This is a genomic window from Caulifigura coniformis (assembly GCF_007745175.1).
Taxonomy (GTDB): domain Bacteria; phylum Planctomycetota; class Planctomycetia; order Planctomycetales; family Planctomycetaceae; genus Caulifigura; species Caulifigura coniformis.
In genome coordinates, this window is the sequence record NZ_CP036271.1 from 5,500,129 (window position 1) to 5,515,374 (window position 15,246).

General features: G+C 63.9%; 10 protein-coding genes. 5 read left to right on the forward strand and 5 right to left on the reverse strand.

Features of this window, described 5'->3' with window-relative positions:
* Positions 1–51: 51 nt before the first annotated feature.
* From Pan44_RS22130 to Pan44_RS22145, 4 genes are all read left to right on the forward strand, one after another.
* Positions 52–2,529 (forward strand): redoxin domain-containing protein, encoded by a 2,478-nt coding sequence (locus Pan44_RS22130; RefSeq protein ID WP_145033962.1) that lies wholly within the window; start codon positions 52–54, stop codon positions 2,527–2,529.
* Between the two features lie 111 nt (positions 2,530–2,640).
* On the forward strand, positions 2,641–4,290 hold the full coding sequence (locus tag Pan44_RS22135; protein ID WP_145033963.1) for a serine/threonine-protein kinase: 1,650 nt from the start codon (positions 2,641–2,643) through the stop codon (positions 4,288–4,290).
* Positions 4,287–4,970, forward strand: coding sequence for an anthranilate synthase component II (locus Pan44_RS22140; protein WP_145033964.1), 684 nt, complete (start codon positions 4,287–4,289; stop codon positions 4,968–4,970). Before Pan44_RS22135 ends, Pan44_RS22140 begins: the two co-directional genes overlap by 4 nt.
* 280 nt (positions 4,971–5,250) lie before the next feature.
* A complete protein-coding gene (locus tag Pan44_RS22145) occupies positions 5,251–6,105 on the forward strand; it encodes a thioredoxin domain-containing protein (protein WP_145033965.1) in 855 nt (284 codons plus the stop codon).
* Between the two features lie 77 nt (positions 6,106–6,182).
* Here the strand turns inward: Pan44_RS22145 and Pan44_RS22150 are convergent, their stop codons facing one another.
* Entirely contained in the window at positions 6,183–7,259 is a 1,077-nt protein-coding gene (locus tag Pan44_RS22150) for an LOG family protein (RefSeq protein WP_145033966.1), read from the reverse strand.
* A 297-nt stretch (positions 7,260–7,556) separates the two neighbouring features.
* Here Pan44_RS22150 and Pan44_RS22155 point away from each other — a divergent pair, with 297 nt between their 5' ends.
* Positions 7,557–8,771 carry an efflux RND transporter periplasmic adaptor subunit gene (locus Pan44_RS22155; RefSeq protein ID WP_145033967.1) on the forward strand — a complete coding sequence of 405 codons (1,215 nt, stop codon included), beginning with the start codon at positions 7,557–7,559 and terminating at the stop codon, positions 8,769–8,771.
* 1 nt (position 8,772) lies between these two features.
* Here the strand turns inward: Pan44_RS22155 and Pan44_RS22160 are convergent, their stop codons facing one another.
* From Pan44_RS22160 to Pan44_RS22175, 4 genes are all read right to left on the reverse strand, one after another.
* Positions 8,773–10,095 (reverse strand): metal ABC transporter permease, encoded by a 1,323-nt coding sequence (locus tag Pan44_RS22160; RefSeq protein WP_145033968.1) that lies wholly within the window; start codon positions 10,093–10,095, stop codon positions 8,773–8,775.
* Positions 10,092–10,898 carry a metal ABC transporter ATP-binding protein gene (locus Pan44_RS22165; protein ID WP_145033969.1) on the reverse strand — a complete coding sequence of 269 codons (807 nt, stop codon included), beginning with the start codon at positions 10,896–10,898 and terminating at the stop codon, positions 10,092–10,094. The genes Pan44_RS22160 and Pan44_RS22165 overlap by 4 nt, the downstream gene beginning before the upstream one ends.
* 14 nt (positions 10,899–10,912) lie before the next feature.
* A complete protein-coding gene (locus tag Pan44_RS22170; protein ID WP_145033970.1) occupies positions 10,913–11,920 on the reverse strand; it encodes a metal ABC transporter solute-binding protein, Zn/Mn family in 1,008 nt (335 codons plus the stop codon).
* A gap of 757 nt (positions 11,921–12,677) precedes the next feature.
* A complete protein-coding gene (locus Pan44_RS22175; protein ID WP_231754131.1) occupies positions 12,678–15,035 on the reverse strand; it encodes an ATP-dependent helicase in 2,358 nt (785 codons plus the stop codon).
* Positions 15,036–15,246: the final 211 nt, after the last annotated feature.

Here is a 15,246-nt window from a genome sequence, read left to right on the forward strand (position 1 = left end):
CTTCGTGACTGTGCATGGACGCGATCGTCTCGCCTGCTGAGGACGTGATCGATGGTGCGTCGTGGAACCGCCTGGAGTCGTCGCCGCGCCGTGCTGGCGCTCGGTTTTTTGAGCGGCCTGATCCCGGGACCCGCGTTCCCGCAGGACGCCGGGCCCGCGCAGGGGCACTCGCTGCATGGCGAGGCCTTTAACGAAGGCCCGCGCCAGGCCGCACGGCGGATCGCCGGCACGGGAAAGGTCCACTTCGAAGTTTCCTCCAAGGCCCCGGACGTCCAGGCGTTCATCGACCAGGGCTTCGGCCAGCTTCACGGTTACTGGTATTACGAGGCCGAGCGCTCATTCCGCCAGGCGGCAGCGCTCGATCCCGAATGCGCCATCGCCTACTGGGGCATGGCGCTCGCCAACGTGAACAACGTCGATCGCGCCAAGAAGTTCATGGCGAAGGCGACCGAAAAGGCGGGCAAGGCATCGCCCCGCGAGAAAAAATACCTCGACGCCTGGAAAGCCTACTACGACAAGGCCGAATCCACGACGCCCGAGAAGAAGGACGGCGAAAAGAAGGACGCCGAGAAAAACGACGCCGCAAAGAAGGAGGAGATAACCAAGGGCGAAAGCACCCGGCCCGAACGTGGGCGCACGGGAGACCGCGAAAACGCGAACGTAGCCCGCCGCAAAGCGCTGGTGAAAGCCCTCGAGGGCATCATCTACGATCACCCCGACGATCTCGAAGCCCGGGCACTCCTCGTTGCACAGCTCTGGGAGAACAACTCGAAGGGAGTGCCGCTCGTCTCGTTCGTCGCCATGGACGCTCTGATCAAGGACGTCCTGTCGGTGAACCCCGAGCATCCGGTCCACCATTACCGCATTCACATCTGGGACATCGAGAAGGCCAATCAGGGGTTGGCCGCCGCTGCGAACTGCGGCCCCGCCGCCCCCGGCATTGCGCACATGTGGCACATGCCGGGCCACATCTACTCCAAGCTGAAACGTTATGATGACGCGGCCTGGCAGCAGGAGGCCTCGGCCCGGACCGACCACGCATATATGGTCGGCGACCTGATCCTGCCCGACCAGATCCACAACTACGCCCACAACAACGAGTGGCTCACGCGAGATCTGACGTTCATCGGCCGCGGGTATGACGCGCTGGAGATGACGAAGGCCCTGATCCGCAACCCGGCCCATCCCAAATACAACGCCTACGACGCCAGGAAGAGTTTCGGCTTCGGACGCGAGCGGATGAGCGAAGTGCTGACCGCCTTCGAGCTGTGGGACGAGACGCTCTGCCTGGCGGACTCCCCATTCTTCAACGCCACCAATCTTGAGTCCGAACAGGTGCGACGGCTGCGGCTTCTCGGCCGGGCCTGCTTCCGGAAGGGTGACCTCTCCCGCGGATGCGAAGTGCTCGGCGACGTCATGCGCCTGAAGCAGCAGGTGATCGACGAGCGCGACGCGGCGATCGCGAAGGCCAAGGCCGATGGGAAACCGACCGGCAAGGCCGAGTCGGATGCCAAAGGCCGGCTCCCCCGCCTGGAGGAGGCCATCGCTGAACTGTCCGGCTACGTCCACCTGCATTACGGCGCCTATGACGACGCCAAGGCCAGCTTCGCGGCCGCGGGCAAAATGGATCAGTCGACGATTGCCGATCTCCGTTTCCGTTCCGGGAAAGGGGATGAAGCGATTGATCTCCTGCGGCGCGAAGTGAAATCGCATCAGGGCGAAGTCCTGCCACAGGCGAGGCTCGTCGAGATGCTGGCCCGCGCCGGTCGCACTGACGACGCGAAGAAAGAATTCGAAGCCCTGCGTCCTCTGGCGGCCGACCTCGATCCCCGGACGCCGATCTTCGCGCGGTTGGCCGATCTGGCCAAAGGCTGGGGAATCCACGGCGACTGGCGGACCCCGCGACCGGCCAAGACCGATGTCGGGCAGCGGCCTCCGCTCGATTCACTCGGCCCGTTCAGCTGGACGGTGCCGGCGGCATCGCCGTGGCGGCTGCCAGGCGAAGGGGGTGGAGAACAGGCCCTCGCCGATGCAGCGGGCCGGCCGCAGGTTGTCGTATTCTCTCTTGGCGCCGAGTGCCTGCACTGCAGCGAGCAGGTGCAGAAGTTCGCTGACGAACGGAAGAAATTTGCCGCTGCGGGCCTGAAGCCGGTGATCATCAGTTCCGACCCTGTGGCCAGCCTGCACAAGGCGGCCGAGGCCTGGAAAGGTGACCCCACGGAGCAAGGAGCCCCCTATCCGTTCCCGCTGCTTTCGGATGAGTCGCTGGCGACGTTCAAGGCGTGGCGCTGCTTCGACGACTTCGAAGGCCGTCCGCTGCATGGGACGTTCCTGGTCGATGGAAACGGCAAGCTGCAGTGGTGGGATATCGGCCCCGAGCCGTTCATGAATGTCGATTTCCTGATTGAGGAATCGAAGCGGCTTCTGGCGATCGATGCCGCCCTGGCGTCCCCCGGTCGGCCGCAATTGACGCCGTGCACCCCGCCGTCAGCGGAGACGCAGGCCGCCGTGCAGCCGGCGGCGCAGTGAGGTCCGGCGTTGCAGCATCACGACGGGCGGGCTACAAGCGCTTCGCCGCAGAACAGAGTCTGGTTCCGGCGCTGGCACGAATGTCTGCATGTCGACCGTCTGAATTGATCCATGCCCGCTGAAACTCCCGCTCGACGCGTCGGCCCGTTCCAGCTCGAGGAAAAACTCGGGGTCGGCGGAATGGGCGTCGTCTACAAGGCGACCTACCTCAAAACGGGGCAGAAAGTCGCGCTCAAGATGCTCGCTCCGGACCTCACGGCCGACCCGAAGGTCGCCAAGCGGTTCGAGCGGGAAATGGAGATCCTGCAGAAGCTGAAGCATCCCAACATCATTCGCTACTACGGCGGGAGTACGACCGGCAACCAGCGCTGGTATGCGATGGAACTGATCGCCGGCGGCTCGATGGATCGGATCATCAAAGAGAAGGGAAAGATCGCCTGGGAGGACGTCATCGACTATGGCATCCAGATCGCGATGGCCCTCGAGCATTCCCACGCGGCCGGAATCATTCACCGCGATCTCAAGCCGGCCAACCTGCTGCTGGCGCCGAACAACACCGTCAAACTGACCGACTTCGGCATCGCCCGCGACACTGATGCCACGGCGCTCACGCAGGCCGGAAAAACCGTCGGGACGATGGCCTACATGGCGCCCGAGCAGATCACCGGCAAACAGCCGGTGTCGCGAAAGACCGACCTGTATTCGCTGGGTTGCGTGCTGTTCGAAATGCTGACCGGCAAGACGCCGTTCGAGGCGCCGACGCAGCCGGAGGTGATGTTCAAGCATCTCGAGGCCGAACCGCCTTCCGTGCGCGAGCTCGCCTGGCAGACTCCCGTGTGGCTTGAAGAGCTGATTGAAGAGCTCCTCGCGAAAGACCCGAACGACCGCCCGTTCGACGCCCTGGCAGTGCAGGTCAAGCTGCAGGAGGTGAAGAAGAAGGTCGCCGACAAGAAGACCGTCGTCGGCGAAACGAAGGGGGCGGCTGCCGGCGTAACGATGCACGGGGACGCCGTCGTCACCAAGGCTCACACGAAGAAGAAAAAAAAGAAGAAGGAAGTCACGCCGGTCTATGAGCGTGGCTGGTTCCTGGCGCTGACTTTCCTGGTCGTCGTCGGCGGGGCGGCTGGCTGGTATCTGCTCAAACGCTACAAGCCCGAAGATCAGCGTTTCGCGGAAGTGCAGCAGGCGGTTCAGAGCGGAGAGATCGACGACCTGCTGAATGCCGAGAGTCTCATTGAAAGAATGCATGCCGATTTTCCCGAAGGGAAACACAAGGACGCAGTTCAGAGGATGCTGGACGATATTTCCGCAATCCGGGCCGAGAGAAACCTCAATCTTCGGCTGAATCTCGGGAAGGACCCTGAGACCGAGGGAGAGAGGTTGTGGGTCAACGCGAAGCAGTTTGAGAAAGCGGGGGACCGTGTCATCGCGCTGGAGAAATATCGCGCGATGGAAAAGCTGCTGAGCAAAGATGCCGGCGAGCGTCCCTTCCGAAGCCTCGCCCGTCGTCAGGCCGAGAAAATCGAAGCGGAAATCGGCGGCAAGGGCGATCGGACCGCGTTCATCAATCAGTGGCTCGTCGATGCCGACACCGCGTTTCGCAAAGGGAACCGGGCCGAAGCTCAGAAGATCTGGAAAAGCATCTACGATCTGTACGGGAGCATGCCCGAGTTCCATGCCCAGGTGCAGCAGGCAGATGCTCGCCTCGCGCGCCCCGAATCGGCCCTGGCGCCGCCTGCTCCGCCCGCCGGCACACGATGATTCTCCTCATCGACAACTACGACAGCTTCGTTTTCAACCTGGCACGGTACGTCGAAGAACTTGGCGTTGAGACGCAGGTCGTTCGCAACGACGCCATCACCGTCGAAGCGATCGAGCGACTGCAACCGCAGGCGATCATTCTCTCGCCCGGACCCTGCGGGCCGCGCGATTCCGGGGTCTGCCTCGACGTCGTCGCGCAGCTTGGACCTTCCATTCCGATCCTCGGAGTCTGCCTGGGCCACCAGGCGATCGCATACGCCCTCGGCGGCCGCGTCGTGGAATCGGGCCAACCGGTTCACGGCCATTCGTCGCTGGTCCGGCACACGGGCGAGGGACTCTTTGCCGGGCTTCCCAGTCCGCTGCAGGTGGGACGTTATCACTCACTCGTCGCCGAGCCTGATTCGCTTCCCGCCGATCTGGAAGTGACTGCCCGGACGGAAGACGGCGTGGTGATGGCCATTCGGCATCGCAAGTGGCCGTTGTCGGCCGTTCAGTTCCACCCCGAGTCTGTCCTGACGGTTGGCGGCCACACGATGCTTGCCAATTTCCTGACCGGGGCCGGGTGCGCCGTCGACATCTGCCCCCCGGGCGATCTCCCGCCGGGGCAGTCGCCGCCCGATTTCTATGCCCTCCCGGTCGAGTGGCCCTCGGCTGTGGTCTCGCTTGCTGACCGCTCCTAGCCGGTGAACTCTGGCACCGGCAGAATCTGCGCGTCGCTCCGCGCCCCGAATCTCTGCGCAATCTGCATCGTTAGAACAGGCGAACCCTGAGCGCCTCGGAAGTCGCTGAACTCCCGCAATTCAGCGAGCAAACCGCGCCGATAGCTTCGTTGAAACACTGCCCGGTCCGGTCGGAGTTTCAGCCTGCGGGCTGAACCGAATCTCGGAGGGGCGCGTTTGTCACCCCCCCACTGAACCACCCCGTTCGTCAGCATTCGCTGCCGGGAGAGGATTTCCCGCCATGCTTAGCCGCTCGTCATTCGCTTTCGCCCTGATCGCGGTTGTGTCAGCGTGCTGTTCGGCCCAGGCGGATGAGTGGCTGACGGATCTCGAAAAAGCCAAACAGCTCGCCCGCGAACAGGATCGTGCCATTCTCGTTCACTTCTATGCCGACTGGTGCGGCCCCTGCAAAAACATGGAGCGCAACGTGCTCCACACCTCCGCAGTGCAGCAGGCCCTCGGGAAGGATGTGATCGGCGTTCTCGTGAACGTCAGCGAGCATCCGCAGCTTGGCGACCGGTTCGGCGTCGAAAAGTTCCCGACCGACATCTTCATCGAGCCTTCCGGCAAGCACATCGTGAAGTCGGAAGGTCAGAAGACCGTCAAGGAATTCACGGACTCGATCGCCCGGGCCAGCGCTCGCTACAACGCCACCGTCGCGACGCGCACTCCCAAGGCGACCTCTCCGGCTGTTCAGCCGAGCGCCGGTGTCGTCTCGCCGTCCACGGCCGAGCCGATGCTTCTGGGGTACTGCCCGGTGACGCTGTCAAACCGCCGCAAGTGGGAGAAGGGCGTTCCGCAGTACGCGGCGACGTTCCAGGGCCAGACCTACCACATGGCCACGGAAGAATCCTTCAAGGACTTCCAGCAGAATCCGGGACGCTACGCCCCGCAGTTCCTCGGGTGTGACCCGGTCCTCGTCGCCAAGACGGACCGCGCTGTGCTCGGCAGCACCCGCTTCGCGGCCTTCTACGACGACGTGCTGTACCTGTTCAGCTCGGATGACACCCGCAAGCAGTTCAAGAGCGATCCGGACAAGTTCATCCGTGAGAAGGTCGTGCTCGACCTCGACCAGATCGAAACGGTCACAAAGTAACGACGACTGTCGCAGAAACAAGAAAGCCCGCCGATTGCATCGGCGGGCTTTTTCTCTTTCCAGTCGAGGCGAAGCCCTCACGGGTTGGGAGCCACGTTCTCAACGGCCAGTTCTGCGTTGATGACGTCCACCATCTGACGCAGCCGGCCGTAGTCGCGGCGGTTGAAGATGAATGCCAGTCGCGGCAGTTCGGCCAGATGGTCGTCATCCGATTCGTAGGCGTGGGCCGTGACCCGCTCAATCTGTCCGCTCGCGACGATGTCAGCGAACTCGGTGTTAAGCCGATCAAGCAACGCGTCATCCGGAGCCCGGTGCAGACGCAGGTACAGCTTTTCGCGGATGAACCGCATGCTGTTGTAGACGGAGTAGAAGCCCAGCACTTCGTCGACGGCTTCCTCCGTGCTGTTGACCACCTTGAACAGCGAAAGATCGGCTGGCGAGATCCACTTCTGGTCGAGAAGTTGCTTCTTGATGAACGACAGCCAGTCGGCCCAGTAGCTGCTTCCGGGGTAATCGATGCACACGATCGGCATCAGGTCGCGTTTGCCGGTCTGGATGAGCGTCATCGTCTCCCAGGCCTCGTCCTGCGTGCCGAAGCCGCCGGCAAACAGCGCGATGGCATGCACTTCTTTGACGAACATCAGCTTGCGCGTGAAGAAGTATTTGAAATGCACGAGTTTGGGATCATCGGTGATGATCGGGTTCGAGCTCTGCTCGAAGGGCAGCATGATGTTGAGGCCCATCGACATCGCCCGTCCGGCGCCGACATGAGCGCCTTCCATGATGCCTCCGCCCGCCCCCGTCACGACGTACCAGCCGACCTCCGCCATACGCCGGCCGAACTCCACCGCTTCCTGGTAGGCCGGGTGATCAGGCTTCGTCCTTGCCGAGCCGAACACGGTGATCTTCCGCTTGCGGCGGTAGGGGGTGAACACCTTGAACGCGTAGCGCAACTCCTTGAGCGCCCTCGCGATGATCTTGACGTCGCCCCGCGTCGCATGGTCGCGCGCGAGCTTGTCGGCCGTTTCCTTGATCTCCTCAATCAGATTCGACGTTGGCTGAGGGTCCGGCTGGTGTTCCGTCGGAAGTGGATTTTCCTCGGAAACGTCCGGCCTTGCCTCATGGGACTTCGCGTTGAACCTCCGATTGCTCATTCTGTGATCTCTCCTGGTCAGTCGGGAGGGATCTCCCGCGAACGCGCTGGCCGGTGTGCCGATTCCGATCCGACCATCCCGGTGCTGTCCACCGGAACGATCGGGGAGGGGAATTATCGCGGGATCGTGGTCGAACGCCAGTTCGGTTTCTCAATCACGGTTTGAGGATTCGCCAGACTCAAGACGATCCCTCCTGCCTGTGAACTCCCTCTTCCCGGCGGCTGTCCACTGGTTTACCGTTCCATTCGCCTGGCCGCGCGGGAATTGTCTCGATGCGGGGCAGGCAGCGGAGTCTCCATGCGGCTTTCACTCGGTCGGGTCATCGGGATTCTTGGGGCGATCGCATTGCTCGGTGGCGTCGTCTACGGCTTTATGCCGCGCCCGATCGACGTCGACTTCGGCGATGTCGCCTTTGGACCGCTTCTGGTGTCCGTGAGTGAAGACGGGAAGACCCGGATCAAGGAAAAATACATCGTCTCCATGCCATTCCCCGGCCGCATCGACCGCGTCCTGCTCGACCCGGGCGACGAAGTCACAGCCGGCGAGTCGACTCTGATCACAATCCAGCCCAGCGAGCCGGACCCCCTGAACGAACGGCTGGAGTTGGAAGCGGAGGCCCGATTGCAGGCCTCCGAGGCGGCGCTGAAACGGGCGAAAGCCACCGCCGAGAAGGCCGCGGCCGAGAAGGAATGGGCCGACACGAACTTCGAGCGGATCCGCAAGCTGCATGATCAGAACGCGGCCACGATCGAACGCCGGGTCGACGCCGAACTGCTGCAGAGAAGCCGGGCCAAGGATGCCGAGGCGGCGCAGTTCGCGGTCGAGATTGCGGAATTCGAGGTCGCGATGGCGCAGGCCGCGCTGGTACGAGCCAAGCCACGGCAGGGGAGGTCCACCGAAGACTGGATGTACCAGGTGGCGTCGCCCGTTTCGGGAAAGGTTCTGCGGGTCTTCCAGGAAAGTGCCGCCACGCTGGCCACCGGGACGCCGGTCATCGAGATCGGCGATCCGGCCGACCTGGAAATGGAGATCGACGTTCTTTCGCAGGATGCCGTGCAGATTCGGCCGGGCGCGAAGGTCTACGTGGAGCACTGGGGCGGCGACAAAGTGCTCATCGGCACGGTTCGCCTGGTCGAGCCCGGCGGATTCACAAAGATCTCGGCGCTCGGGGTTGAGGAACAGCGGGTGAACGTGATTGCCGACTTCAGCGTTCCCGTGTCGGAACGGGTGACGCTGGGAGACGCGTACCGGGTCGATGCGCGGATCGCCCTGTGGGAATCGGACCGCGTGCTGCAGGTCCCGTCGAGCGCACTCTTCCGGTTCGGTGAGGAGTGGTGCGTCTTCGTGGTCGACAAGAGTGCACGGGCCCGCCGGCAGGTTGTCCAGATCGGCCATCGGAATGCCCAGGGGGCTGAGATCCTTGGGGGCCTTTCGGAAGGAAATCGGGTCATCCTGCATCCCGGCGATAATCTCAAGGATGGCGTGCTCGTCTCTGAACGTCCGCGCCCGTGAATCAGGCGTGCGGCGTTGTTCCCGCCTGCAGCGCTTCTTCCAGCTGCGCGACGACGGCCGGATCGAGTGCGTGGTCGAGCAGGCTCTGGTTGCGGTCGATTCCGGCCGGTGACACATCGGCGTACTGGTGCAGGTAGAGGTCCCACAGACGACGGTTCCGGACGATCTGGCTGCCTTCTTTCCAGGCCGCCTGCGTGAGGCCGATGCTGCCGTCCCGCCCGCTGGCCAGGATTCCTTCACGAATGGATGACCGCAGCGCCCGCCGGAGCCGTCTGGCAGACCAGGTCCGCAGCGGCTTGATCTTCTGGACGGGGACGACTGCCCGGATCACCGACGCGGACGACTGCGGAATGCTCGAATCCCGCTCCACCGTCTCGTAAAGCGACCTCAGCAGATCGATCCGGTCGGCCCGACGCTGATCCTGATAGTGCACCAGCGATCTCCAGATCACGCCCCGCTCGCGCCCGAGCGCCAGGCTCAGGATGAAGATCGCTCCGCCACAAAGGACGATCATTGGACCGGCCGGGAGCTTGGGGACGGCGGCGCTGGCGATCACTCCTGACGCGGCCGAGATCGCTCCGATCGCTCCCGCCAGCAGCGCCATCATGCGAATGTCGTTTGTCCAGAACCGGGCGGCGGCCGGAGGAGTGACGAGAATCGCCGTCACGAGCAGGAGTCCGACTGTCTGCATTCCGACCACGCAGACCGCCGTTGCCAGCAGGGTGAGCCCAATGTCCAGCGGTCGCGTCGGCAGGCCGCGGGTGGCGGCGTAGTCTTCGTCGAAACACAGGAGGGTGAACTCTTTGAAGAGCATCCCTGTGACGAGCACGATGACCAGCGATGAGACCGTGAAGATCCAGACGTCCTGGCTCACGATCGCGGCCGTCTGGCCGTTGAGGAAATCTTTCAGGCCGGCCGAGCTGCCCGAAGCGAGCCGCTGCACGACGGAGAGCAGGGCAACGCCTGCCCCGTAAAAGACGCTGAGAATGACAGCCAGCGCCGTGTCGTTATCCACGCGGGTGAACATGCGGATCAATGAAACCGACTGAGCCCCGAGCAGGCCGGCGCACGTGGCGCCGAGGAGCAGTACGGGAAGGTTCTTTCCTCCGCCGGGCGACATCCGCTCGATCACCAGGAAGGCGACCGCGATTCCGGGCAGGGCACAGTGACCGACGACGTCGCCGATCAGGGCCTTCCGCCGCAGGAGCAGGAACGTTCCGATGACTCCCGCCGCCAGCCCCAGCAATGAGGCTCCCAGCAACACGACTCGCGTGTTGTAACTCGCGAAGCTGAGCGCACCGACGGTCAGGCCGAGGCCGTTCATCGCCGCTGCTCCGCCATCTTCTGGCTGACCTGATCGACCAGCGAGAGCTTGCCGCCGTAAGTCCGCCGGAGGTTTTCGGCCGTCAGCGTGGTCTCCACGGGGCCGGCGGCGATCAGCCGCATGTTCATCATCATCACGTCGTCGAAGTATTCCGAGACTGTTTGCAGGTCGTGATGCACGACGATGACGGTCTGGCCCGCGGTTCGCAGCTCCCGGAGCACGCCGATGATCGCCTGCTCGGTGGCCGCATCGACGCCCGCGAAGGGCTCATCCATCAGGTACAGTTCGGCCCCCTGGGCCAACGCGCGGGCGAGGAAAACTCGTTGTTGCTGGCCTCCGGAGAGTTGGCTGATCTGCCGCCGGGCGAATTCGTGCATCCCGACCCGCTCGAGCGCGACGAGCGCCTGCTGGCGGTATTTCCGCGTCACCGGGCGGAACCAGCCAATCTGCCGATACAGCCCCATCGCCACGACATCGAGCGCGCTGACGGGGAAATCCCAGTCGACCGTCGTGCGCTGGGGGACGTAGGCCACCCGATGGCGGACGCGCCGATACGGTTTGCCGAAGAACAGCACTTCCCCGGAAATGCGTGGGACGAGATTGAGCGCCGCCTTGATGAGCGTGCTCTTGCCGGCCCCGTTGGGGCCGACGATCGCGATCAGCCGGCCCGGCGCGGCCTGGTAGTCGACATCCCAGACGACCGGCCTGCGCTGATAGGCGACGGTCAGATCGTGAATCGACAGTGGAACGCCCGGCTCGGTCGCTGGTGGCGATACGGAACGTTGTGAAGGATCGGTCGACATACAGGGAACTGATCTTACTCCGCAGCTGCCGCCGATTCCGCAAGTTGTCCCTTGAAGCCGCGTACGGGGGCCTGCCCGCCGAGGGCCCGGACAATGGTGGTGACGTTGTGGTCGATCATGCCGACATAGGTCCCTTCATACGTTCCTTCGCCTCCCATGGCATCGGAGAACAGGCGGCCGCCGATCGACACCTTCCCGCCATGTCGGGAGACGCCTTCGAGAACGGCCATCAAATTGCGGTCACTGACGCTCGATTCGACAAACAAGGCCGGAATCCTGGTCTCGACGAGGAAGTTCACGAGTGCGTTCACATCCTCGACGCCGGGCTCTGACTCGGTGGTGATGCCCTGAACGGCCTTCACCTGGATGCCATAGGCTTTCGAGAAATAGCTGAACGCGTCGTGAGCGGTGACGAGCGTCCGCTGCGACTCGGGCACGGTCTGGATCGACGTCCGGGCGTAGTCATCCAGCGCCTTCAGTTCCTGGCGGTAGGCGTCGGCATTGGCGCGGAACTCCGCGGCATGCCCGGGCGAGGCTTCGCACAGGGAATCGACGATGGGGTCGAGGCATTGGGCCCACAGGCCGACGTCCATCCAGACGTGCGGATCGGCATGGCCGGCGAACTGCGCGGAGTGGTGGACGGCTGTGTCGGGCAGATTTCCGGCGACGGGAATCACGCGCCGTCCTTTGTCTGCGGCCCGCTGGAAGACCGGCTGCATGGGGCCTTCCAGGCCGAGGCCGTTGTAGAAGACGACGTCGGCCTGCTGGATGTCTGCGACGTCACTGGTGGTGGGCTTGTAGAGGTGAGGGTCGACGCCAGCGGACATCAGCGTCCTGACGGTCCCGCGCGGTCCGACGACGTGCTGAACGAGGTCGGCGACCATGCCGGTGGTGGCGACAATCTGCAGGCCGTCCGATTTTTCAGAGGGCGTGGACGGAGTTGCGGGCCTGCATCCGGCGAGAAGCGGGAGGGCGAAGAGCAGCAGCCAGCGACGTGACAACAACAGGTCTAAATATCGCATTCTTGGATTTGCCGGATAGAAAATGACTTTTCTATTTATCAAAATGTCGCCGTTGCCCGCAAGAGGGTGCTTGTCTGAGGGCGACCAGGGGGATTCCGATTGGCGAAGGGCGAGGTGAGCAAGGAGTGTGGGTGTCGTGCGTCTTTGTTGCCCTTCTCCCCCGGACTGTGTCGTGGAGGGAACGGGTGCTGGCCCAATGCGGCGTGGTCGAAGGAGGCTGGAGGATGACGCTACGACGGGAGACGGGGCCATCGTGGTGGAGTTCGTCGTTCGAGCGTGACGGTGCTTGAGGGGCGCGTGGCCGATGGCGTGGGCCGTTTCGGGCAAGGGTTGCGCGTGGCGCTGTGCATTGCAGGCCCTGGAGGGTGTGGGGAGGCGGCTCCCAGGGCGCGACAGTGGTGGCGCGGCGTTGCGGGCGACTGCCGGGACAAGTCCTCTGAGGCCGATCCTGACCAGACTGATCAGGACGCGGACGAGCGTGGATGTGATCGTGTGCATGTTCCCTCCAACCATCCGCAGGCGGTTGCGCGCGGGGAGGGAGCGTCTTCGTGAACTGGAGAATTCCTGACGAGTGATCAGCCGGGCTACGTGGCCTGTGAGCGGAAGCGGTGTGTCGCCCCCGGCGGGGCTTTCTCATTGGTCGGTTGCGTTCCAAGGGCTGACGCCCTTGGCTATTCAGTGACGCCCCTGTCGGGGCTTAGGTCGCCGATCGCAATCGCGTAACGGCATGTCACCGTCGAAGGAATGGACAGACGTGCTAGAACGGGACGCCGGGGGAGGCTTCGTCGGGCGTCGCGGCGCGGGCTGGCGCTGGCTCGGCGACGGGTTTGACGCCCACTGGCTGCAGGGGCGACTTTTCGGCGATGAACGTCTGGATTCGATCTTCGTGCGTGAACTTGACCGTCACGTTCGTCCGCGAGGTCACGCGGCTGATCTCGACGATCGTCCCCAGGCCGTAACGGGGATGGCGCACCAGCATCCCTTCGCTGAAGCGGTTCGGGTTCACTGTTCCGCTCGGTTTTCCGCCGTTCAGCAGGTCGGCGCCGCTCATCAGCAGAGGGCGGGCGTCGGCCACCGAGGCGTTCTTCGCCATCGTCGGCGGGTCGACCGGCGGCTCGGCGGGTTCCGGCTGTTCCTCCGGTTCATTGAAAGCATCGCGGTCGAAGTAGACCTGCGGTGTCCCATGCGATTCGTCGACGCGCGTGGCTTCGAACTCCGAGGCGAACAGGCTGGGGATGGAGGCGAGCGTCCGTCCACGGAAAGTCCGCAGGCGGGTCTGGGTGAGGAACAATCGCTGCTTGGCGCGGGTCATTCCGACGAACAGCAGCCGCCGCTCTTCCTCGAGCTCGAACCCGGAAAGGTCGCGCAGTGCCCGTTCGTGGGGAATCAGACCTTCTTCGACGCCGAGCACGAAGACGACCGGGTACTCCAGTCCCTTTGCGGAATGCATCGTCATCAACGTGACCCGGCCGGCCGTATCGTCGATGGTGTCGGCGTCGGCGACGAGTGCCGTCTGCTCGAGGAAGCCGTCGATCGAGCGTTCGTCGCCAAACGCCTCATCATACTGCCGGGCCGCGGTGATGAGTTCCTCGACGTTGCCGAGCCGCTGGACATCTTCTTCGCGCGGGCTTCCCGACCAGGCGGCCGCCATGCCGCTCCGCTCGACGATTTCCGTGAGCAGGTCCGCGACCGATCCGCGGGTGGCGAGATCGAACCGGCTGATCATGTCGGCGAACATGCGGAAGCCGCGAGCTGCGTTCTTGGACAGCTTCGGGACTTCAGCGGACCGCTCGCAGGCTTCAATCAGGCCGACTCCGTTGGCATCAGCCCAGGCGGAAAGGCGGCGCTGCGAGGTTTCACCGAGCCCGCGGAGGGGGGTGTTCACGGCGCGGTAGAAGGCCGTGCGATCTGCGGGATTCGCCACGAGCCGGAGGTAGGCGAGCGTATCCTTGATTTCAGCCCGGTCGTAGAAGGCGGCCCCGGCCGCGACCTGGTAGGGAATCCGTTCCCGCATCAGGCCGACTTCGAGCTGCCGGGAGAGGGCGTTGACGCGATAGAAGATCGCGAAGTCGCTCCAGGTGAGTCCATGCTGTTCCGAGAGCTCGCGGATGCGGCGGGCGATTCCGGCCGACTCGGCTACGGCGTCGTCGAAGGTGATCAGTTCGACGGATTCGCCCTCATCGTTGTTCGTGATGAGCTTTTTGGCTTTGCGCTGCTTGTTGTAGCCGATGAGGCGGTCGGCCGAGCGGACGATGGCCTGGGTGCTGCGGAAGTTCTCTTCGAGCTTGATGACGCGGGAGTCGGGAAACTCACGTTCGAAACGCAGGATGTTTTCAATGCGGGCCCCGCGCCAGGCGTAGATCGACTGGTCGGGATCGCCCGTGGCCTGCAGGTTGGGATGCTGCTGCGAGAGGGCCGCCACGATGCGGTACTGAGCGGCGTTGGTGTCCTGGTATTCGTCGACCAGGACGTAGCGATAGCGATGGTCGAGCTGCTGCCTGAGGACTTCGTGTTCACTGAGCATGAACGCGACATGCAGGAGCAGGTCGTCGAAATCGACGGCGTTCGAGGCGAGGAGGAACCGCTGATACTCGGGATAAACGCGGGCGACCGCCTGGTCCCAGTTGTTGCCGATTCCTTCTTCATAGCGCTGTGTAAACGCCTCGGCGGTCGTCAGGTCGTTCTTGAGCTGACTGATGCGGGCCGCCATGCGGTCGGGCGGGTAGTGGGAGAAATCGAGTCCGATCTCCTCCATGACCAGCTTGAGGCCTTTTCGCTGATCGGATTCATCGAGGATCGTGTAATTGGGGCGGAGTCCGACGACCTCGGCGTGTCGCCTGAGGAGCATGGCGGCGAACCGGTGGAACGTGCTGACCCAGACGCCGGCGCCGGGGGCGAGCTGTTCCACGCGCTGCCGCATCGTCAGCGCGGCTTTGTTGGTGAAGGTGATCGCGAGGATCTGCCTCGGGGAGACGCCCCTTTGGATCAAACGGGCGATGCGGCGGGTGACGACACGGGTCTTTCCCGAACCGGGGCCGGCGAGAACCAGCAGGGGGCCGTCTTCGTGTTCGACGGCCGCGCGCTGGCTGGGCGTCAAGTCGTCATTCAGGGACACGATGTCAGACTCCATTCCTCAATGGCAGGCGGCGGCGCCCGCTCCCGTGGCCGCCAGGTCGTCAATTGTTCCAGTGTAGCGCTTCGCCGCCAAAAGTCAGGGGAGCGGGGCGGCGGGGATGACGGGCCTGCGGCAACCCTTGCGGCTCGCGGGGAGGGGCGTGCATTGCGGGGAACGTTTTGGGGGCAGTCGACCGGGAATCCTTTCGGCG

What these genes read in the sequence shown, in the direction of transcription:
- Pan44_RS22135 (WP_145033963.1), top strand. Translation starts at nt 2,641, where the DNA reads ATGCCCGCTGAAACTCCCGCTCGACGCGTCGGCCCGTTCCAGCTCGAG.
- Pan44_RS22155 (WP_145033967.1), top strand. Translation starts at nt 7,557, where the DNA reads ATGCGGCTTTCACTCGGTCGGGTCATCGGGATTCTTGGGGCGATCGCA.
- Pan44_RS22160 (WP_145033968.1), bottom strand. Translation starts at nt 10,095, where the DNA reads ATGAACGGCCTCGGCCTGACCGTCGGTGCGCTCAGCTTCGCGAGTTAC.
- Pan44_RS22140 (WP_145033964.1), top strand. Translation starts at nt 4,287, where the DNA reads ATGATTCTCCTCATCGACAACTACGACAGCTTCGTTTTCAACCTGGCA.
- Pan44_RS22145 (WP_145033965.1), top strand. Translation starts at nt 5,251, where the DNA reads ATGCTTAGCCGCTCGTCATTCGCTTTCGCCCTGATCGCGGTTGTGTCA.
- Pan44_RS22150 (WP_145033966.1), bottom strand. Translation starts at nt 7,259, where the DNA reads ATGAGCAATCGGAGGTTCAACGCGAAGTCCCATGAGGCAAGGCCGGAC.
- Pan44_RS22170 (WP_145033970.1), bottom strand. Translation starts at nt 11,920, where the DNA reads ATGCGATATTTAGACCTGTTGTTGTCACGTCGCTGGCTGCTGCTCTTC.
- Pan44_RS22130 (WP_145033962.1), top strand. Translation starts at nt 52, where the DNA reads ATGGTGCGTCGTGGAACCGCCTGGAGTCGTCGCCGCGCCGTGCTGGCG.
- Pan44_RS22165 (WP_145033969.1), bottom strand. Translation starts at nt 10,898, where the DNA reads ATGTCGACCGATCCTTCACAACGTTCCGTATCGCCACCAGCGACCGAG.